This window comes from uncultured Tissierella sp. (genome assembly GCF_902479755.1).
GTDB lineage: Bacteria > Bacillota > Clostridia > Tissierellales > Tissierellaceae > Tissierella > Tissierella carlieri.
The window spans coordinates 17,833-39,060 of sequence record NZ_CABSQO010000003.1; the positions used below are offsets into that span (position 1 = coordinate 17,833).

Sequence of the window (21,228 nt, forward strand, 5' to 3'; positions counted from 1 at the left end):
GATGATATGATACTTCCAAAGTAGATAGTCTAATTAAAATAGACTATCTACTTGGAGGTATTTTTTATGCCTTTCCGCTAATTTTCTTAGCTTGTTTCATATTATCGTATCTACCGATTCCAAATATTATTGAAATAAACATTACTGCTAGCATAGCATAGGAATATAATACATATGGCGTTACTTCAACTGCTGTTAATGGAGCTGCACTGTCTTTAGCAAAACTTATGGTATAGATTATAGCAGGTGTCCAAGGTAGGGCATAAACAAATGTATTAGATTGGGCGTCTAAAAGATTTGCAATACGATATGGACTAATTCCATGTTTCTCACCTAGTGGTCTAGCAAAGGAAGCACCAACTGCTAATATTGCAGGAGCATTAAGTCCCATTAAAGCTGAAAGTATTATAATCATAAAGCTTATAACAAACTCTGCACTCCTTGGGCTCTTTGCTACTTTTCCTAAAGCATTTAATAATTTAACATCTCCATGTCCTGCTCTCATGATTTCAATTGAACCAAATAATAAAAGTGCTAGGACTACAACCTGCATCATACTATTGATACCTGTATAAATAACACCATCTACTGTTCTATCAAGTCCAGCACCTGAAACTCTAATCAAAGCCTCCTTAACTACATCAGCAGCAGGATCTATTTGTATAAGGTCCATTAATCCAAATAATACTGCTGTTCCACCTGCTAATACAGACCCTACTGTAGTTGCAATAATAATATCTCCAGATTTAACGGCAATCCAAATGGTTAATGCAACTGGAATCAGCATAAATAATGTCTTAGGGTTATATGAAATAGATTCCATAGCTGAAATATCACCTTTATATCCACTTCCAATAATGATAATTCCAATAATAACTATAATACCTGAAGTAATGGCATATTTCAGACGAGATTTAACTACACCTGGAACATCAACACCTTGTGAAGTAGCAGAACAAATAGTTGTATCAGAAACCGGTGCAAGATTATCTCCAAAGGCACCACCAGAAATTATAGCACCAGCTAAAAGAGCAGGATGTGCGCCTAAAGCAATACCAGCTGGATATAAAACACCCATTCCAGCAGCAATTGTACCAAAGCCTGTACCAGAAGCTGTCGCAAAGACTGCTGATGCTAAAAAAGATATAACGATAAAGAAAGTCCCTTGAATACCCATAGAAGCAGCTACACCAGCAATTCCATCAGCTAAACCTGAAGTACGAAGAATTCTAGAAAAGACTCCTGCAAAGATCCAGCATACTACAGGGATTATAGCTTCTTTACTAGCCATACCATTAATTAGAGCATTAGAATATTGTGACTTATCCTTTGCAAAGAAAAAAGCAACAACTAAGGCAGTGAATGCAGGTATCCAAAGAGCACCATCTGATATAGAGCCAAAGTGGAATGTTGTAAGTATAATCATAACTAAGAATACAACAAAAGGTAAGAAAGAAACCCATTCACCACCATAAAACTCTAATTTTTTTGTTTCATTACTCATTTTACTCCCCCTCTTAATATTATTTATTAAAGTATATATATGGATTAATATATAATTGCAAGAAGGATGCCATGTCCTTATATAGGTAATATGCCCAAAATCCCTTAGTAGAACAATATAATTGAAAAAAATTGCTATGTAAAATAGTTCACCCTATGCAATATATTGCATAGGGTGAACTATACTAGGTAGGCTTTACTTAAAATCTTTTATTATACAAAACGCCTTATAGGTACTTCTACCTATAAGGCGTTCATTTTGAAAATATCTTATTTATTTTAGAAAAGACATAAATTTATCTAAATCTATATTTTGATTGATAACCATTCTAGGAATTTCATATTTTTTAGTATATCTAGATACATATCCTGAGCTTACTGTGAACCCCAGCTTATATCCTGCTTCTTCTACATATTTAATAGTGCGTTTATCATATTCTCCAAAGGGATAAGCTATGTATTGTGAATTCAATAATTCTTTACTTTTAAATAAATCCTTCATTATTTCTTCCTCAGAAAGAGATTTTAAAAATGGAATCCCTTCTTCATTATGACGATGTAGATCATAGGTATGACAGGCAAATAAGAATACATCATTATATTTTCCCATATCCCCTACTGGAATATACTGTAAGCCCTTAGGATCAAATTCCATTTTTTCTCTAGTTGCCAGCTCTCCTACTGAAAAAATAGTTCCTTTCATGCCATATTCTTTCATTATAGGATAGGCATATATACCATTGCTTAGATATCCATCATCAAAGGTTATAACCACTGTTTTTTTAGGAAGTTTTATTTTTCCATCCATAAAGGATTCAAGCTCATTCATGGTGGCTGTATAATAACCATTTTCCTTTAAATATTTCATTTGTTCAGTAAATTTTTCAAGGCTTAGTACACTATTATTATTTTCCCAACCGCAGTTTATAATATCCTGTTCAGGCAATATATGGTGATATAGAAATACAGGAATCTTATCTAAACTAGCGTAGGAAACTGTAGCTGTACAGGCAAATAAAAAAATAACTATAACTAATATTTTTCTTATGTAATCATCCCCTTTTGTTCTTGTTCTTCGATTTATTTTATCATGATTACATAGAGTCTTCAATATATTAATTTTATATCTGTTGAGAAGGTTATTTGTTGTATAAATTATCTTTTGAAGATAAGAGTTTTAAGTTATATTCTTAGTATTTTTATAATCAAATATTATAAGTTTTTAAGACGTTATTTATCTTGCTTATAAATTATTATCAATAGATTCTATTTAAATGAAAAATATAGGGATTTTAGTTTCCTTGAGGCTGTCGAATTTAAACAAGAAGGGGAGAAGTATATCTAATACAGCTTAAAGAAAAATCTCCTCCCCTTATATATCACCTAAGTTATATGTTAATGAATTTATTGTAATCCCATAATAGTAAGAATTAATCTCATTAATAACATACCTACAATAGTATCAAATATGGGAATAAATAGCATAAGCTTTCTATACTTAGGATTAGTATCTGCAACCAGAACTATCCTTGCATAATGTCCTACTAGAGTTCCCATAAGCATACTAGGCATAATAAGTATAGTTGCTTGTGCTGCATTTATTAACCCTTGAGTATATAAATTAGCTGCTGTAGCCGCTCCTGCTGCTTTTGCAAAGAATGCAGATATAAACACTACTACAGATTCTCCAGGTAATCCAAAAATACCCATTATAGGTCCAAAAACATTTCCTAAAATATCAACCAAACCAGTTAGCTGCAAGAATTGAACTATTACATACCCAAGAACCATAGCGGGAAGTATTTGTTCAATGCCTATATAAAACCCTTTCTTTGCACCGCCCATAAAAGTTTCAATGGTACTTTTCTTTTTCTCTTTAACTAATTGGCTCATGTTTTACACCTCTTTCCTTCCTATTTTTAATACGAATAATTAGTCTAACTAAATTTGCACCTAAAATCTTGCAAACTATTTCTATCAAAATAATTGGTCCAATAGCAAGTAAAGATATGGGCAATAATGGTGCTTGAGTATTTATTGTATTCAATACAACAGCAGAACCTGCATATTGATATGCTACATATATGGTTCGTTCATCATCAGTCATATGCCCATCCTCTACTAATTCCTTTGTCATAAATGATCCAATATCTGAGCTGGTAAAAGAAGCAACAAAAGATATGCCTGCAATTCCAGGAATCCCTAGTAATGGCTTGAGCAGAGGATTAAATAGCTTTGCAGCCGCATCCATTGCTCCCATAGATTCCACTACATCAATTAGCCCTACTGCAAGGCAAACTGTAGGTATTAGAGTAAGTGTAAATAGAAGTCCTTCTTTCGCTCCTGTTCCACCTTTTCCAACAAAATTTATACCTTCATAAATTTCTCCAAAATTACCTGTCAAGTTTGCAAAGTCAAATGCTTTGAGTACACCATCAGAATCTTTGAAAACTCCTGAAAACAAAATAATCAAACCTAATAATGATAGCCAACCTTTCCAAGTTACTTTGTTTTGATTTACCATATTCATAATATGCTCCTTTCACTATTGAAATTTTTGTAAATTCATGATAATCGTAGATATTAGCTTTGTCCTCTTCAATAAAGAATCCACCAAAGCATATTCTTTAATAGTATGGTTCCATTGACCTTGCACTCCAAATGAACACAAAACAGGAGTTTTTGCTATAGTTATATAGGAAGCATCTGAACTACCTCCAAGCCTTTTATAACCCATTTCTCCAAATCCATATTTCTTAGATACTTCATTGACAAAATTATAATATTTCATGACATCTTCTGTTGTTTCATAGGCTGCCATTGAGCTTACGATTTCATATTTTGTTGAAGTTCCTTCTATATATGTTTTCTTGCATATATCTTGTATTTTTTCTTTAACAATATCCATATCACTCATTTTATCAAACCTAATATCAATTTCTATAGTGCATTGTGCAGGTATTGCATTGGATACTGTACCACCATTTATTTTTCCTACGCTAACAGTAATTCCAGATTCTAAATCAGTAAGTTTTTGAATTTCTATAACCTTTAGAGCCATTTCCGCTATTGCATTTTTCCCACTTGAGAAATCATTTCCAGCATGTGCCTCTACTCCATCTACAGTAACATGGCACTCCATCCTGCCTTTTCTTCCTACACATAGATAATTATCAACTAAGCCTGTCTCCATATTAAATGCACAAATACCACCTTTTGCTTCATTTAATATTATTTCTGCACCCTTTGAATTTACATGACCGATTTCTTCATCTCCAGAATAAATAATCTTTATTGGTCTTTTATTGTAATTAGTCTTGTTTAAAGCTTTAATAACATATAGAGAAATGATTATTCCTCCCTTCATGTCCAATACCCCTGGTCCATAGGCTTTACCTTCTTCCATTCTAAAAGGCTTGTCTCCAAAGGTTCCAGTAGGAAAAACAGTGTCCATATGTCCAGAGAAAATCACAGGTTTATTTTCTCTATCAGAACCTAATTCTCCAACTAGAGTAACTCCATTTTCTTCTCCCACATCAACTAATCTGCAACTTAATCCTTCTTTCTCAAATTCTTCTTTTAGACGTTGAGCTACTATATTTACATTATTCCTTTCTCTAGCATAGCTTTCCAAATTAACAATATCTCTCCATAAGGCTATCATTTCATCCTTACTATCATCTATATATTTATAGATTTGATTTAAACTATTTTCCATAATCTTATCCTCCTTGAAATTTTTATTAATGGTGTACAGATATTGATTTTAAATTATATTTTTTTGATAAAGCTAGATCTAATACTATAATTAAAAGCAAATTTTATAAAAGAAATATCTGCAAAAACGCTAGTGATAGGACTAAAATATGAATTGACCATGATGACTTGTTATAGTTAAGAGTTATGAATTTTTTATATAGATTTCTCATTAGATTCACCTCCTGATAAAATATTGGTCATTCAAAAATAAAGCATACAAATATTAGTAAATTAAATAAATAAGTAAAAGATGATGTTTAAGCTATTGTAATAATTGGCAAGTTGTTTTTAATCAAATTACCATTCGGTAACATAATGTTACCATACCGTTTGGTAATACGTCAACATCTTTCTTGTATTTTTGGTAAATATAATGCTAGTAAAACTTATATGGATTATAATATTGGTAAGATATTATTTAGGAGGAACATAACAAGTGGCAAGTATTGGTGAAAGAATATTAGAATTGAGAAAACAGTTTAATTTAAGTCAAAAAGAATTAGCTGAAAAAACAGGTATTACTGAAGCTAGTCTATCACGATATGAGAATAATTTGAGAGAGCCAAAAGCAGAAATAATCACAAGAATATCAGAAGTTCTCGAATGTTCCACTGACTATCTCCTTGGACGTACTAACAATAAAAAAGATTATACCAAATCCGATACTAACTTGTTCAATGATAATTTTAAATCTAAAGGATATAACGAAATAGAAGAGAAAATTAGGGAAAGATTGTTGAATGAAGGAATTATAGATAAAAATGAACCTATTACTAAAGATATGCTTGATAAAGTTTTAAAGTATGGTATAGAAGCTACTATAGAAATATTAAAATTAGAAAAGAAACTAGAAAAATAAAATTTACTAGTTTCTTTTTTGTTTTGCGAGCATTAAAAAAATTAATTATTTATCCAAATAAAGTGTTTTATGAATTTTTGCCAACCTTCTTGATCTGTTCCATATCTACCAAAGCTTAATGAAAGTATAAAAGTAAACAATAAAATAAAACATATTTTTTGCTTCATGCCTTTAGTATCCTCCTTGTTCCTCAACTAGATACTAATGTTCTACCCACAATTGCATTTAAATCATTAGACTAATTCACAGTCTTTTAATATTTTTTTAATAACCTCCCATATTCCTAATGAGGGATTCTCTTTGTAATATTTGAATCCTTTATATTCATGTAGTATATATCCATTATCTTTATTACGTTGCATAATGACTTTTGCACGGTTAACAGCAGTTATTACATCTGTCAACGTTAATTTATTCAAGATACGTTTAAAATTGGCTTCATGCTTGTAATCATCCATACTTTCAAAATTCTCATTAAAAGCTCGATTAATTGGAAGAAGGTATTGTCGCCTATGCGCAAAGGGACCATTACAATCAGCCTTATGCAAAACAATCCACAAATCAAAAGTTAAATTGGTGTATCCAAATTTATATGTTATTTGCTTGCCTAATTCTTTAGCCTTTTTCATATTATCCATAGTATCTTTAAATTCTTTCACATGGATCGGTTCGTCACTTTCATAATCAGAAATATGGTAAATGTCTGTTTTTCTAATAACAACAAGTGACTTTGCCCTTTTTAATGGATTCTTCTCTATAGGACAATCAAAAGAAACCTTGAATGTAGCTTCTGAAGAATCATTGATTTCACCTTGTAACCACTTAAGATACCACTGCTCCGTTTCACCTTCTACACTAAAATAATATTTTTTAGTTGATTTCAATTTCGCCATTATTACACCTCTCTTTCTTGAGAAATCAATTCCTCGAAGATTGGTGTAAAATCAATATCTTTAATAGCTCCATATTGACTGATAAAATAGTTTTTCATATAATCTTCATGCTTACGCACTCCTTTTTCACCAGTAGTTCCAAAATCAGATAAAGCATATACTACACTATTATGAGCATCCTCATCTCTTTCAACAAATTTAATTTCATCCCGTCTGAATAAGTTTGAATTTAAAAATATTGGATTATGAGTATTAAAAATTAATTGTGCATGTTTAATATTGATATCGTCATTATGAAAAATGTTTATAATACTCATCAATGCCATGGGATGAATAGAAGCATCAAACTCATCAACTACTAACGTGCCTCCTGTCAATATTGCTCTAATTACTAAAGGAAACATATTAACAAAACGAATTGTTCCATAAGATTCAAATATCTCTGCGGCCATTGCAGCTCTTTTTTGGTCTTTTATATCTTCAAAAATTGAACATAGCTTTGCATCTTCTTCATCATCGCTTATGACATATCCCAATGCATTAGAATTAATTCCAAATAGTCTTGCAGCATTATTTGTAGTCTTTTCCACATAAACCGTTTGCTTCTGAGGATCAACAAAGCGCTTAATAAGCTGCATTGAATCCGCTCTATAAATAACCATAAATTTCTTTGCAAACCATTCTGTAATTAATTTTACAAAATTCTGGCTAAATATTAATTTAAATCCGTTTGTTAGAAAAAGTTCCTCATCATTTAAACTATTTCTAGATATTTCAATAACACTCTTTTCATTTTGATAAGTAGTATCAACTAAATAGTTTTTTATGCTCTTCAAATTACCGAAAGAAAGCCCATCTTCTCTTAAAAATATTTTTTCTCCATTTACATAAAGCTCTTCCTTTAATACTTTTCTAGAGTAAGTATCATCCAGAAAGCAACCTAAATCTAAATTTATGGAGTAATGAATAAGAAGGCTATTTTCTATAAAGTCTATAGAGAATAATACAGGTTCTGAACATCTTGCATTATTGTTCGGTATCAATTCCAATGCATTCGCTGCTGGATTTAGTGTAGTTTTCTCTTCGGAATTTCGAATGTTTCCTCGTAATACAATAGCTCTAAAAGTGTCCATTGCACCAATAATATTAGTTTTCCCTGCTGCATTAGGCCCATATATCACCGATGAACATAACCCCTTAATATTTTTGCCTTTTATTCTTTCTATAAGTAGACTGTAATCTAAACCTTTTTGCTTCGGTGCAGCCGTCATTGAAAAAACAGTTTCATCTACAAAAGATTTATAATTTTTTGTTCTAAATTCCAAAAGCATATTTTTTCCCTCCATTCTGCAATTATTTTGCAAAATCACACTTCATATTATACTTATATTATGCTCAAAAGTCAAATATGTTATTCAATTTTGAAATTATTTTGCAAAATTATTATAAACACACTTTCTTAATAATCACAACTTGAAGCTTATTTATTCTTCATTCCACCCAATCTCTGTTACATACATAAAGGTAACATAATTCAATGATACTATGATGAAATGTAGCAAATTCATAATCATATTTTTTATTGGCAAGTTTCGATAAAAGTCGGATGGTACCTGGTACTTTTTGGACTTGCTGAAAATAAAAGAAAACACAGGATACAATCTTTTCCTATGTTTTCTATGCCTTTATTTACTTCTCATTCCACTCATTTCTCAAGCTTTCATTACTAAATACTACATATAGTGGTCTTATAAATTCTAAGGCTTTTATTGAATGTATATTTGAGAATTCTTCTTTTTCTAATATATATTCTTTTACACCCTTATCAAATATGCCCAAATCAACTACCTTATCATTAATAGCCTTGAGAAGCTCTGTTTGGTCTTTGTAGCTAACCTTCAAAGAAGAATCAATATTATCAATATCATCACCATAGGTATAATTAGCTATAACACCTAAAGTCAACTTGTTTTCTTCTATTTCTTTATAGGAGTTAAGCTTTATTTCTGGATTACCTGTAACTACTTCTGTAATTGCATTTCTAAATAAATTTGAAAAAAAGTATTTGCTTTCTCTCTCCTTAGTATATTGTACTTGAAATGCTGCATCTAATTTCTTGTTGACAATATTATCTTCAATGATTTTCCACTCATCTAAAACTATATTTACTTCATACCCCATATTTTCAAATTTGTTTTTTATATTTTCATAATCAGAGCCTTTTAGATTTCCATCTTCATCATAATATTGATATGGGGGAAATGGATCTGCTCCTATATTTATTATTTTTTTCATTGTAGCACCATCCTTTATTAGAAGTACTGTAATTTGGCTGCCAGATTACTGACAGCCAAAGTTTATTTATTTACCTAGTTTTTTTGCAAGTTCTTCTAGTTTTGGATCTATGAAAACACCATCTTTTAATATTTGGCGACCATCTAACCAAACTGAGCAATTTAAGCAAATACCGTCAATATGACTCTTAGCCTCTCTTGATTCACCACCAGAATAATTAGATCCTTGGTGACCGAAGCCCCACTCTGTACTACCCCAAACCCTTTCATCTTCAGTTGTACATCCTTCTAACTTTGCATTAGGGCTACAGCCATAGCAAACATGTGCTGCAATATACATATTTGGATCATTCAGAGATTTGAAATAATTTTTAACTAATTCTGCCTTGCTGCCACCTTCAAAATCAACTATTCTTCCCTTTTCAACAACATAAGTTATGACCTCATCTAATACTCCTAGTTCTGCATCTCCACCACCACTTAATGCTCCATCAATAGCAATTCTACCATTAATACTTTCTTCTATAGGAGCCCATCCAATTTGTCCTATTAAGAAATGTGCCCCTGGAACACTATAATCTATTTCGCTATTAATTGGTCTATTAGGGTCATTTTTAAAGGATACATCTGTACCAGCTTTATTTGTTATCCTTACTTCAGATGCTTCCTTAGTCATTCTTGTTAGTTCATCTTGGAATTGTTTTTGAATATCCATATCAATTTTTCCAATATTCCTTACAATTCTTTCAATTCCTAGACCACCAAGCATTACCTGTCTGGTTCTTCCATTAGTAACAGCCTTGTCCCACAGTGGTGAATAAAGAAGCCATTGGTCATTTAATTCTATCCATACATCTGTTTTATCTGCACAAGCAATCAGAGGTTCTGGTAAATATGGCATAGTTAACGCCCCATATCCCTTTGGTGTTGAGTGCCATGCTACCATTACCTTTGCCCCTAAAGCTTCTGACATTTTTGCTATTTCCTCTGCAACTCTAAAATCAGAAACTGAATCAATTGTAATTAATACGCTTTCACCTTTTTTTACTTTAACCATATCATGCATCAACTTATATGCTGCTTGTGCTAATTCCATATCCATATATTTTGGCATATTAAATTCCCCCTTGATATTATTTTTATTATAAATTGAACTATTATGGTTCAATATATGTGCCAATTAATCCAATCTTCTTATCCTTATTCATCTTCATAAGAATTATATATACTACCATTCCTACGATTAGTGAATTTAGTGAAGCTATTCCCCAATTAACAAAGTAACCTACCAAACAAGCTATTGCCCAGCTTATAAATGCATTTATATTCCACTGACAATATTCACTACCTTTGCCATACTCATATTTTTGATTGCTAATAAAGAAGTAGTCTGCCAATATTATTCCTGCCATTGGTGGAACTCCTATACCTAATAAAACCAACCAATCAGCGAAGTAGTTTGATAGACCTGCAACACCTACAAGGGTAGCTATAACACCTGATACAAGAACTATCTTTGATCTATCTACATTGATAATATTTGCAAGTCCCAAGGATGAGGTATATAAATTATTATCATTAGTAGTCCACTGTGCACCTATAAGTACTAATAATGCAGGGATACCAAGACCTAGTTGTAGCATAGCTGATGGAAGATCACCTATACCAGTAGCTACTGTAGTTACAAATCCAGCCATTATAATGAAAACATTTGCAACCATATATCCGAAAATTGTACCTAACCAAGCTACTTTTGTAGATTTTGCATATCTTGTAATATCTGCTTGGGCAGAAGCCCCTCCTGCAAATGATCCTACTACCATTACTATTCCAGCTCCTAAGCCCATAGATTGCTCTGGTTTCATACTTGCAACCACATTCCAGCCTCCTACTTGCTTTACTGCCACAATCATACCTATAGTTGCAGTAATGACTATCAGTGGAACCGCTATCTTGCTTAATAAGCTAATTCCTTTGTAGCCATAGTAGGCAGTTAAAAGCATTAGTATCCCACCCCAAAATGCTGCCACATATTTTGTAGTTAAAAATCCACCGTTAGGGAACATAGCATTAATTGTGTCTCCAAAGAATCCTACTTGAACAGAAAACCAACCTAACATACTAAGAGCAAGTACTAAACTTACAACCTTTGAACCTTGTCTTCCAAATCCTGGTCTAGCTAACATTGGAGTAGCTACACCTTCTTTAGCCCCTGCAGCACCTACTGCACCACCATAAATAGATAAAATAGTGTTACCAATAAAAGAGGCTATAATTGCTTGTTTTAGATCAAGACCTACTGCTATCGACGCTCCAGTAAAGAGTCCTGACATGGCAATACAGAAACCTGCTGCTACAATGGCAACATCAAAAAAACCTTTTTTCTGGTTTTCAGGTACTCTTTCAGTTGCATTGTCGTGTTGGGCTGTGTGATGCGTTTGAATGTTGGTAGTCATACATTTTCCCTCCTATTTTTTATTTTGTTGATTAATTTTAATTTTAACACCTCTTAATTGATATTACATTATAGTAAAAGACAAATATAAAGGTATGTATTTGTGCAAAAACACAAACACATACCACCTAAAATTTCTTTATTATAGACTATTTATCATAAATGCCAATAAATAATTGAGCGTATATGGCATTTCAAATGGATTATCATTCAATATTTCAGTTATCTTGTTTTTTCTATAAAGTACAGTATTTTTGTGCAAATACATATCCTTAGCGACTGTTGAAATATTCATATTATTATCTAAGAGATTTTTCAATGTCTCTATTAAATCAGTACCATTGGCCTTATCATAATCTATTAATGGTGCTAATAAATAATCAATTATAACTCTAATATCATCATTAAATTTCAGATCCTTTAATAATGGAAAAAAGCCTAGCTCATTATATTTAACTACCCTATTTTCTCCAAATAAATTTCGTCCCATTATAGCGGCACTTGTTGCCTCCTTATATGCCTTAGGAATTTCAGTAACTTCTTCCATATGGTTGCTTATTCCTATGGATACAGAGCCTATGAAATCATTATTACATATTTTTAATATCCTTTGACCTAAAGAACTGGCCTTATCTTTATCTTTGATTTTATCATTATTACTATGTAATAATATAAAGACCACATCAGATCTAAATCCAATTAAATTATTAGGGTTAGAATATTTAACCTCCTGAGACAAGGTAGGATATAGAACCTTCTTAGCATAATTTTGAATATCCTTTACACCTTTACTAGATAAATTTTCTTGAATGCTATTAATATTAATAATCATGAGTCTAGTTTTATTGACGATATCCCAATTAATGTCTAATCCTGCCTTTAAAGCAACTTCTTCACTTCTAAAATTCCAAGTAATTAAATCACCAATATAATCTTGAATATTAATTTCTTCTAATTCTTGGATTCTACTTTTTTTTGTATAAATCAATGTGCATATCTTAGCAATATTTTCTATTTTTCTCAATGTATGTTCAAATCTTTCTTCTTCATATCCGACTACTACAAAACCATAGAACTTACCTATAGTTTTAATAGGATATAATACCTTCTTCTTTTGTCCAATATTTTTGATACAGTAATTAAACTTATCACATTCTGAGTTTATAGTGTTGAAGTTGAGTCTTAAATAATCCTCTACTGTTTTTATAGTGTTTTTATCTGCATTTTTAGAGAATATACAATTATTGTCTAAGTCAAGAAACAATATTTCTTGTTCAAACATACTTGAAATATTGTTAAATATATCTTCCAATTCTTCTTTATTTGCAACCTGTTCTATTAGCTTATTTTGTGTTGAAAGAAGTAGCTGGAAATTATCTATATTTATTTTCATAAGTTTTTCTATTATAGGGTTTAATATCTCTACATAAGAAACTTCAGAATTTGCAACAATAAGAGGGAAATCTATAGTATTACATAGTTCTATTATTTCTTTGTCAATATCTTTTATCCACATATCAATATGGCATAGTACAAGCCCACAGCCTCCTGACTTATGTAAGGCTCTTATTACTTCTTTTTGCTTCTCAATATTTGTATGAATTGCATAAAATGAAGTTATATATAATTCGTTTTTTAGCACCCACTTTGAAATATTAGAGTCTGCCACTTCCAAAACGCTTATACTATCTACTATATTATTGACTCCACCATTGCCAGCTACTATACTAGCATCTCTTAAACCACCTAAACTAAGTATGTCCCTTACTGTAAGATTCATTTAATCATCCCTTCTTTCTTGCTAAGTGAAGATAAAAGTTAAACTATTTCAATATTTTCCAGCTTTATAACTATAATCTATATAACTGAAGTTACCTTTAGTTTTATACTAACAGAATCTATTCGTATTTGCAATTTTGAGAAAATTCTTCATCTCAGAAGAAAATAGCCATTTGTTTAATAGATAAATTGCTTCATCCTTATATTTCCTTTTTTATCTATAACTCTTATTTATGTTCCTATTTTATTCATAAATTTCATCTACTAACAAAAAAACTAGCTCTCAAATGTGCGATTTTTAGACGATATGGGAGCTTTCTTTTAATTTTTGTAAATTAATGATATTATGTATTATATGTATTTTTTAACCAAAGAGATAGGAGAATTTGATTTGAATAATATAATTGGAATATTGGTATCTATAATTTTTGTATTTTTAATCATAGGTGCGGCTTCTTTAATGAAAAAACTAAATATTTTATCTAATGAGGGCAGTAGAAAATTTATTCATATAGGTGTTTCCAATTGGTGGATTATAGCAATGATTTTTTTTGACAATAATATAAGTGCAGCAATTGTACCAGGACTCTTTGTTATTATCAATTATATATCGTATAAAAAACAGATCTTTAATGCTATGGAAAGAGATGGATCAAGAAAAGATTTGGGGACTGTCTACTATGCCTTATCTTTACTGGTTTTATCTTTGATTACTTTCAAGAACAAAGAACTATCTTACATAGGTGCTTTAGGCATCCTAATCATGGGTTATGGTGATGGCTTCGCTGCAATTGTAGGAGTAAACTTTGGAAATCACAAGTTTAAAATATTGGGAAATGATAAAAGTATAGAAGGTAGCTTGACTATGTTTATTTTCTCTTTTATAGTCTCTATAATAATATTATACATATTCAACCCTGTTAATATATTATTATTTAGCTTTATGTTAGCATTACTTAGCACAGCCTTAGAGTTGTTTTCTCCCCTTGGATTAGACAATCTTACTGTACCATTAGGATCTGCAATGTTCTTTTATATCATTATATTATTACAAATTTAGGAAGTGGTTAAATGTTAAATTTTACAATAGGATTAGTTTATTCTTCTTTAATTTCCTTTGCAGCTTATAAAAAATCATCATTGAATATAAGTGGTTTTTTAGCTGCTATAGCGTTAGGTACTGCAATCTATTTTTTTGGAGGTTTATGGTTCTTCAATATAATGATAGCCTTTTTTGTGTCCTCCAGTCTTTTAACTAAGTTTAAGGGCATCAACAAGAAGTATCTTGATAAGTTAAATGAAAAGGATGGAAGGCGTGACTATATTCAGGTTTTTGTTAATGGAGGAATAGGACTTGTTTTGGCTATCTTATATTATATTTACAATAGCCCTATATTTCTATTAGCTTATGCTGTGTCCTTTGGAGTTGCAACTTCAGATACCTGGGCCTCTGAAGTAGGTGTATTAAGCAAGGATAAGCCCTTATCTATATTAACCCTTAAACCTATAGAAAAAGGAATGTCCGGCGGTATAAGTATATTGGGAACTACCTTTGCCTTTCTAGGCTCAGCCTTTATATCTTCAATGTTTTTAATTGCTTATATTGTAATATATAATGATATACGGCAAGGACTTACTTATTCTTTAGTATGTCTAATTCTGGGATTTATAGGATCAATTATAGATAGTATACTGGGAGCTTCTATACAGGCTCAATATTATTGTGAGGAAATAAAGTCATTTACTGAAAAAAAAGTATATAAAAACAAGCCTAATAGGCTTGTTAAAGGTTTTTCCATTATAAATAACGATGTTGTAAATTTTGTTAGTAATTTATTGGCTACTTTGATGGTGTTTTTGTTGTAGATGTACTTCATATGATATTACATAATTAGTATAATCTTATATTTTGGGGACAGCACTGTCCCCCTGTCCTTATCTTATCCTAGTATTTTATTGTAATTGTAATCGGTCTTTTAACGCTTCTTGTAATAATTGGGAGAAGTTTATTCCTTCTTTTTCTGCTGCCTCATTTAACCAGCTAGGAATAGTTACATTTTTCCTAATTGTTCTCATGTCATTTGCTCTACGATATGCTTTGAAATCAACATCTACAAGAGTAACTATATCATCACTACCATGCTCTATTTTTTCCATTTCTATTGTTGTTGGCTCTGGAATATTTCTCCCACAATCCTCCTCAGTTATTCCCCATAACCCAATGGCATCTCGTGCCATTTCAATTGCATCTGCTATATCCGCTCCTTCTGTATTTATTTTTAAATCTGGAACATATACGACATATCCTGTCTCAGCTGGAATTAAAATTATAGGATATACTTTTTTCATCTTATCAACCTCCTTGGTAAATGCGACTATTAGGGGTCATTTCAGTCCTTGCCGCTTAATAATCGCTTTTGCTAAAAGCTCATTTATCTCAGTGTGTCGTGGTATAGGCTCTCTTACCTCTCCATTCGTATATATGTCGTGATTTGCACCCTCCCTGAGTTTCCACCATCCGTTCTTTTCTAGCCTCTTTATTAAGTCCCTTCGTTTCATTGTAATCCCCCCAACACACTTACTATCTTAATTATTATTATACGTATTTAATGTGTACCAGTCAATGGATTTATTCAATTATTTTATCTATTTCGTATTATACGAAAATTTCCGCTTTATCCCTACTATGGGACACTGATCCTGTCCCTTTTGATTATGTCCCTTGATAATATATGATAAATACTTTATAATACTAGTGTAAAACTAATCTATGAGGTGCTAATATGTTATTTAATTCAGTACAGTTTATTATATTTTTTATTGTTGTAACCTTAGTTTATTATATTCTTCCCCATAGATTTAGGTGGGTTCTGCTTTTAGTTAGCTCCTATTATTTCTACATGGCTTGGAAACCTGTCTATATACTATTGATACTATTATGTACCATAATAAACTATATTGCAGCTTTAATAATAAGTAAACATAAAAATCAAGGAATTAGAAAATTTTGGCTGGTTCTTAGCTTAGGTATTAGCTTTGGAGTATTATTTATATATAAATATTTTTCCTTTCTCAATGATTCTTTAGGGAATGTATTTGCATATTTCAATCTTAATTATCCAATTGGACATTTTGATATACTTCTTCCCATGGGAATATCATTTTATACTTTTCAAACATTGAGTTATACTATAGATGTATATAGAGGAGATATTAAACCTGAGAAGAATTTCTTTATGCTATCCTTATATGTAACCTTCTTTCCTCAGCTTGTGGCAGGACCAATTGAACGTTCCGATAGATTACTACCCCAATTACGTAAGAAGGCTTATTTTGACATCTATAGGGTCTTAGATGGTATAAAGATTATGGTAATAGGATTTTTCAAAAAAATAGTAATAGCAGATAGATTAGCCGTAGCCGTTAATGCAGTATATAACTCTCCACAGGATTTCTCAGGTATATACTATATTATAGCCACCATATTATTTGCTTTTCAGATATATTGTGATTTCTCTGCATACTCGGAAATAGCCTTAGGAGCTGCAAAGGTATTGGATATTGATTTGATGAGAAATTTTGATAGACCATATCTTTCTAAAAGTATACAGGAGTTTTGGAGAAGATGGCATATTTCTCTATCCACTTGGTTTAGAGACTATCTATATATACCCTTAGGTGGAAATAGAGTAAGTAAGCCTAGATATTATTTTAATGTATTAATTACATTTTTACTCAGTGGTCTTTGGCATGGTGCAAATTGGACATTTGTCATTTGGGGAGGACTACATGGTGTATATCAGATTATAGCCCATATGACTAAAAGAGTTCGCTCTAAGGTTAAGTCAACCTTAAGGCTTAATAATAGCTTCGTTCTAAAATTATTTCAGGTAATATTTACCTTTACTTTAGTGTGCTTTACTTGGATATTCTTTAGAGCAAATTCCATTTCTGATGCAATTTATATTATAGAGAATTTATTTTCAGATATAGATAGTTGGAAAGATATAAATTATCTATACTTAGTAGCCAATAACATGGGACTTAGTTTCTTTGAGTTTTTATTGGGAATTGCCTCTATTATATTATTATCTATTGGAGAGCTTATTGCTAGGAAAAGACCTTTATATTTAACTCTCAATAACTCTAATTTTATAATAGAAGGTTCCTTTTATATCATACTATTATTGATAATATTAACGATGGGGGTATACTTCAATGCAAACCAATTCATATACTTCCAGTTCTAATAGGAAAAGATTTATATGGATAAAATTGATTTTATTTATAATCATCTTATCAATTTTATTACATTATATCGGAAATTACTATGAGGATATAAGCAATGAAAATCAAATTACATCTGCATATAAAAAGGCATGGACTGAGTTTTATACTTTAGAACCTAATACCTTAGATCTAATATTTATAGGCTCATCCCATGCATATTGTACCTTTGATCCTGAAATCATTGATGCAGAAATTGGAACTAGCAGTTTTAACTTTGGTTCTCCACTACAACATGCTGATTCTACTTACTATGTTTTAAAGGAAGTCCTAAAATATCATAAGCCTAAGGTAATGGTATTTGAATTATATTGGGATATGCTTAGTAATGAATTTGAATTAAAGCAAGCAGATACAGTTATTTCAGCAATAAATAACAAGGAATTTGAAAGAGAATTTTTAAGAAATGCTTTTCCCTTAAACGAACTGGTAAAATATATTTTTAAACCTGTTAGATTTCAGCAGGATGTATTTAGCTATTGGAATGATGAATTAAAAGAAGATATAGAAAAGCAACTCAAGCCTATAGAGGAGGAACAAAAAAATGTTCCTGGAGTGAGCTATCATAGATCGAGAGGGTTTATATATTCAAATATAGTTATACCTGAATCAGAGTTCCATGAAACCAATCAATTTATTGGATTTGATGGTGCCACATGGGATTTTAATGAAACACAAAGATCCTATATTGAAAAAATAGTTAAACTCTGCAAAGATGAAGGAATTACACCTATATTTGTGACAGCACCTATTGCCAATGTTTCAATGGAATATATTAAAAACTATGATATACTTCATAAAAAGATTGCAGATTTTGCTGATGAACTGGATGTACCCTATAGGGATTACAATATAGTAAATAAAGAAAAGAATTTATTTATCAATGAAAACTTTAGAGATGACGCCCACCTTAATTATAGTGGGGTGCAAATATTCATGAAAGACTTTATAGAATGGTATAAGCAAGGTCAATATTGACCTTGCTTATTATTATTTTACTAAGATGATATCTACTTCTCCATCTTGATTGAAATGTAATTTAACTAGAGAGCCTTCTTTAACAAATCCTATTTCTATATAATCACTAGTTACCCAATAGGACTTTTCTTTATTGTTTTCTTTTACTGTGATTTCAACTACTTTTCCAGAAGAAGATTCTAGTTTAGTTACCTCTAGATATTTATCAGAGTTATTGAAGATTAATTCTACTCCAATTACCTCATTATTCTCATTTATAAATAGTTTGACATACTCATCTGGGTTTATATCTATTAGTTTAGTATTCTTTTCAACTTTATATACTACAGACTTGTCACCAACAAAACCTTCTATTTCATCATCATAGCCAACTCTAAATTTATATTTTAGTCTAACTATCTCTTCTTTACTATTCTTTAAGCTTTGTTTAAATCCTGTAAATAAAATTGTATTTATTTCATTTTTATCTCCTGATGTAATGACCTTATCTCCTACTTTTAGTCTGTCAAAGTCATAGTCTGATATTATATACGCCTTTAGTTTTGCATCAGATTTTGTATTTTCTAGGACTTTATTCACTTCCATAGATTCAATATCTTTTATGCCCTTACTATCTTCATGGAATAGGAAAGAATTTGTATCCTTGTCTACAATATATTTTTTATCTAAAGCAAATTTTCCATCAGAACTCTTGTTTATAGATATTGAAGCTATTTTCATACTTTCAAAATCCTTTACTAGGTATAAATCTTTAATATCTTTTCCATCTTTAATGATATATACTAAATCCCCTTCTTTTAGAGAATTAAGTTTGATGTCCTTTTTATTTACATCTTTGATGGAAGTCTTTAAGCTAATTTCAAATTCTACTTTAGTCCCATTTTTATCTACTAATCTAATATGATTTGATGTAACTCTACTAACTATATAGAAATCTTCATCACTTGTTTTAGATGATACTACATATTTTATATTTCCTGCTGCATCTACTCCAAATTTGACTTCTTGTCCTCTAATTAAATATAAATCATCATATGCCTTATCAGAGTCTAATACTATGAATTTATCTCCATCAGTAGAATATACCATATGGAATTTATCTGATACCTTGTAGTCTTTGTTATCTATTCTAACGACTACACCTTCCCTATCTTTGTATAGGACATTGTCTAGTATACCATCTAATTCTACTTCTTCAGTAACTAAGATTTTTCTATCTCCATATACATGTCCAATACTAAAATCTTTGATATCATCTAAATCTATAGTTTTTAATACATTGTCTTTGATTAAAATAGCTCTATCTATAACCATAGACCTTTCATCAGTAAAAGTCACTTTGTTTCCATCGACTTTAAGAATAGGTTCTACCTTGGAAAAACTAAAGGATTCAATCGCCAATACCTTGTTTCCATCAACGGTAATTCTAGCAAAGTCTGATTCTACTTTGTTGTAGAAATCATTATAATCAATTTCTTCATCATTATGATATACAAATTGTAGTTTATTGTTTACATTATCAGATGAATCCTTAAATAAGATATCATATGTTTTGCCATTCAAATTTACTTCATCTCTTCTAAATTCTGCTTTACCCATTAGATAATCATAAGAATTATCTATTTCATAGGATTTTAAGTTATTATTATCATCTAATTTAACTTTAACTACTTTTCCTAATAAGTCTTCTAGAGAATCTTTATTAGTATGTTTTATCCTAGTATATTCATTAGATTTATACTTACTAGCATTGTTGCTATCTTTAAATATAGTAAGTCCTAATTCGTCCTTATCTATGGAGTAAACTCTTTCTACTTCACGGACTATAGCTTTGTAGGCATTTAAATCTTTATCTTCATTAGGTTTTACAGTATTATATAACATTTCAAAGGCTACTAATCTAGTAGCATCTTTTTTGTAATCTAAGGATTTCATAGATGAGTCTAATATACCTAATTCATTAGCTTTAAGGATATATGGTGTTGGCCATACTCCAGCTTTTTGTTCTTCTGCTGTAAGTCCACCTTTTACTTGGACTAACATAGTGATTATCTCTTGATAAGTAATATTCTTCTTGGGTCCAAAGGTCTTGTCTGGAAAACCACTTACAATTTTCTCCTGTACTGCAACATTGACCATACCATTTGACCATACTTTGGAATTCATATCTTTAAATATATTTTCAACATTTTGATATGAAGCGACTAAGGATTCCTTACCTAAAGCCTTGACTATAATGGTTGCAGCCTCTTCACGAGTTAGATTTCCATTAAGATTTAAATCTCCACTTCCATCTCCCTCAACAAACTTCTTCTCAACTAACCAATCTATTTTCTCATTTCCAGTCTTAGCGAAAGTAATTGTACTTAAACTAAGTATCATTATAAATACAAGAAAAGTAGATATTATTTTTCTATTCAT

Annotated in this window: 19 protein-coding genes; 5 read left to right on the forward strand and 14 right to left on the reverse strand. The window is 30.9% G+C overall.

What is annotated here, in order from left to right; translation table 11 throughout:
* Positions 1-64 precede the first annotated feature (64 nt).
* The 5 genes from RDK80_RS02750 to RDK80_RS02770 form a co-directional block, all read right to left on the reverse strand.
* Positions 65-1,504 carry a Na+/H+ antiporter NhaC family protein gene (locus RDK80_RS02750; protein ID WP_308523399.1) on the reverse strand — a complete coding sequence of 480 codons (1,440 nt, stop codon included), beginning with the start codon at positions 1,502-1,504 and terminating at the stop codon, positions 65-67.
* A gap of 273 nt (positions 1,505-1,777) precedes the next feature.
* A complete protein-coding gene (locus RDK80_RS02755) occupies positions 1,778-2,614 on the reverse strand; it encodes a polysaccharide deacetylase family protein (protein WP_216560398.1) in 837 nt (278 codons plus the stop codon).
* A 293-nt stretch (positions 2,615-2,907) separates the two neighbouring features.
* Complete coding sequence (locus tag RDK80_RS02760) at positions 2,908-3,396, reverse strand: nucleoside recognition domain-containing protein (RefSeq protein ID WP_216560400.1); 489 nt, start codon at positions 3,394-3,396, stop codon at positions 2,908-2,910.
* Complete coding sequence (locus RDK80_RS02765; protein WP_216560402.1) at positions 3,380-4,033, reverse strand: nucleoside recognition domain-containing protein; 654 nt, start codon at positions 4,031-4,033, stop codon at positions 3,380-3,382. The genes RDK80_RS02760 and RDK80_RS02765 overlap by 17 nt, the downstream gene beginning before the upstream one ends.
* 15 nt (positions 4,034-4,048) lie before the next feature.
* Positions 4,049-5,221, reverse strand: coding sequence for a M20 family metallopeptidase (locus RDK80_RS02770; protein ID WP_216560405.1), 1,173 nt, complete (start codon positions 5,219-5,221; stop codon positions 4,049-4,051).
* 477 nt (positions 5,222-5,698) lie between these two features.
* Here RDK80_RS02770 and RDK80_RS02775 point away from each other — a divergent pair, with 477 nt between their 5' ends.
* The gene (locus RDK80_RS02775) at positions 5,699-6,121 is read left to right on the forward strand and encodes a helix-turn-helix domain-containing protein (RefSeq protein WP_216560408.1); all 423 of its coding nucleotides are present in this window, start codon (positions 5,699-5,701) and stop codon (positions 6,119-6,121) included.
* 233 nt (positions 6,122-6,354) lie between these two features.
* Here RDK80_RS02775 and RDK80_RS02780 read toward each other — a convergent pair whose 3' ends face one another.
* The 6 genes from RDK80_RS02780 to RDK80_RS02805 form a co-directional block, all read right to left on the reverse strand.
* A complete protein-coding gene (locus RDK80_RS02780) occupies positions 6,355-7,014 on the reverse strand; it encodes an RloB domain-containing protein (protein ID WP_216560411.1) in 660 nt (219 codons plus the stop codon).
* A gap of 2 nt (positions 7,015-7,016) precedes the next feature.
* Positions 7,017-8,345 (reverse strand): ATP/GTP-binding protein, encoded by a 1,329-nt coding sequence (locus RDK80_RS02785; RefSeq protein ID WP_216560414.1) that lies wholly within the window; start codon positions 8,343-8,345, stop codon positions 7,017-7,019.
* Between the two features lie 358 nt (positions 8,346-8,703).
* Positions 8,704-9,309, reverse strand: a complete 606-nt coding sequence (locus RDK80_RS02790; protein ID WP_216560417.1) for an ABC transporter substrate-binding protein — start codon at positions 9,307-9,309, stop codon at positions 8,704-8,706.
* 66 nt (positions 9,310-9,375) lie between these two features.
* Positions 9,376-10,422 carry a hypothetical protein gene (locus tag RDK80_RS02795; protein ID WP_308523400.1) on the reverse strand — a complete coding sequence of 349 codons (1,047 nt, stop codon included), beginning with the start codon at positions 10,420-10,422 and terminating at the stop codon, positions 9,376-9,378.
* A 43-nt stretch (positions 10,423-10,465) separates the two neighbouring features.
* Positions 10,466-11,764, reverse strand: a complete 1,299-nt coding sequence (locus RDK80_RS02800; protein ID WP_308523401.1) for a cytosine permease — start codon at positions 11,762-11,764, stop codon at positions 10,466-10,468.
* A gap of 141 nt (positions 11,765-11,905) precedes the next feature.
* Positions 11,906-13,543 carry a PucR family transcriptional regulator ligand-binding domain-containing protein gene (locus RDK80_RS02805; RefSeq protein WP_308523402.1) on the reverse strand — a complete coding sequence of 546 codons (1,638 nt, stop codon included), beginning with the start codon at positions 13,541-13,543 and terminating at the stop codon, positions 11,906-11,908.
* Between the two features lie 390 nt (positions 13,544-13,933).
* Between RDK80_RS02805 and RDK80_RS02810 the strand changes: the two genes are divergently transcribed.
* Together RDK80_RS02810 and RDK80_RS02815 are read left to right on the forward strand one after the other, a co-directional pair.
* Complete coding sequence (locus tag RDK80_RS02810; protein ID WP_308523403.1) at positions 13,934-14,602, forward strand: hypothetical protein; 669 nt, start codon at positions 13,934-13,936, stop codon at positions 14,600-14,602.
* Between the two features lie 11 nt (positions 14,603-14,613).
* Positions 14,614-15,408 carry a DUF92 domain-containing protein gene (locus RDK80_RS02815; protein ID WP_308523404.1) on the forward strand — a complete coding sequence of 265 codons (795 nt, stop codon included), beginning with the start codon at positions 14,614-14,616 and terminating at the stop codon, positions 15,406-15,408.
* A gap of 87 nt (positions 15,409-15,495) precedes the next feature.
* On the opposite strand, the gene RDK80_RS02820 is transcribed toward RDK80_RS02815, so the two are convergent.
* Positions 15,496-15,891 carry a type II toxin-antitoxin system HicB family antitoxin gene (locus tag RDK80_RS02820; RefSeq protein WP_216560434.1) on the reverse strand — a complete coding sequence of 132 codons (396 nt, stop codon included), beginning with the start codon at positions 15,889-15,891 and terminating at the stop codon, positions 15,496-15,498.
* 36 nt (positions 15,892-15,927) lie between these two features.
* Positions 15,928-16,101, reverse strand: coding sequence for a type II toxin-antitoxin system HicA family toxin (locus tag RDK80_RS02825; protein WP_216560437.1), 174 nt, complete (start codon positions 16,099-16,101; stop codon positions 15,928-15,930).
* A gap of 224 nt (positions 16,102-16,325) precedes the next feature.
* Here RDK80_RS02825 and RDK80_RS02830 point away from each other — a divergent pair, with 224 nt between their 5' ends.
* Both RDK80_RS02830 and RDK80_RS02835 read left to right on the forward strand, forming a co-directional pair.
* Positions 16,326-17,792 carry an MBOAT family O-acyltransferase gene (locus RDK80_RS02830; protein ID WP_308523405.1) on the forward strand — a complete coding sequence of 489 codons (1,467 nt, stop codon included), beginning with the start codon at positions 16,326-16,328 and terminating at the stop codon, positions 17,790-17,792.
* On the forward strand, positions 17,761-18,807 hold the full coding sequence (locus tag RDK80_RS02835) for a DUF1574 family protein (RefSeq protein ID WP_308523406.1): 1,047 nt from the start codon (positions 17,761-17,763) through the stop codon (positions 18,805-18,807). The genes RDK80_RS02830 and RDK80_RS02835 overlap by 32 nt, the downstream gene beginning before the upstream one ends.
* 12 nt (positions 18,808-18,819) lie before the next feature.
* Here RDK80_RS02835 and RDK80_RS02840 read toward each other — a convergent pair whose 3' ends face one another.
* Positions 18,820-21,228, reverse strand: coding sequence for an S-layer homology domain-containing protein (locus RDK80_RS02840; protein ID WP_308523407.1), 2,409 nt, complete (start codon positions 21,226-21,228; stop codon positions 18,820-18,822).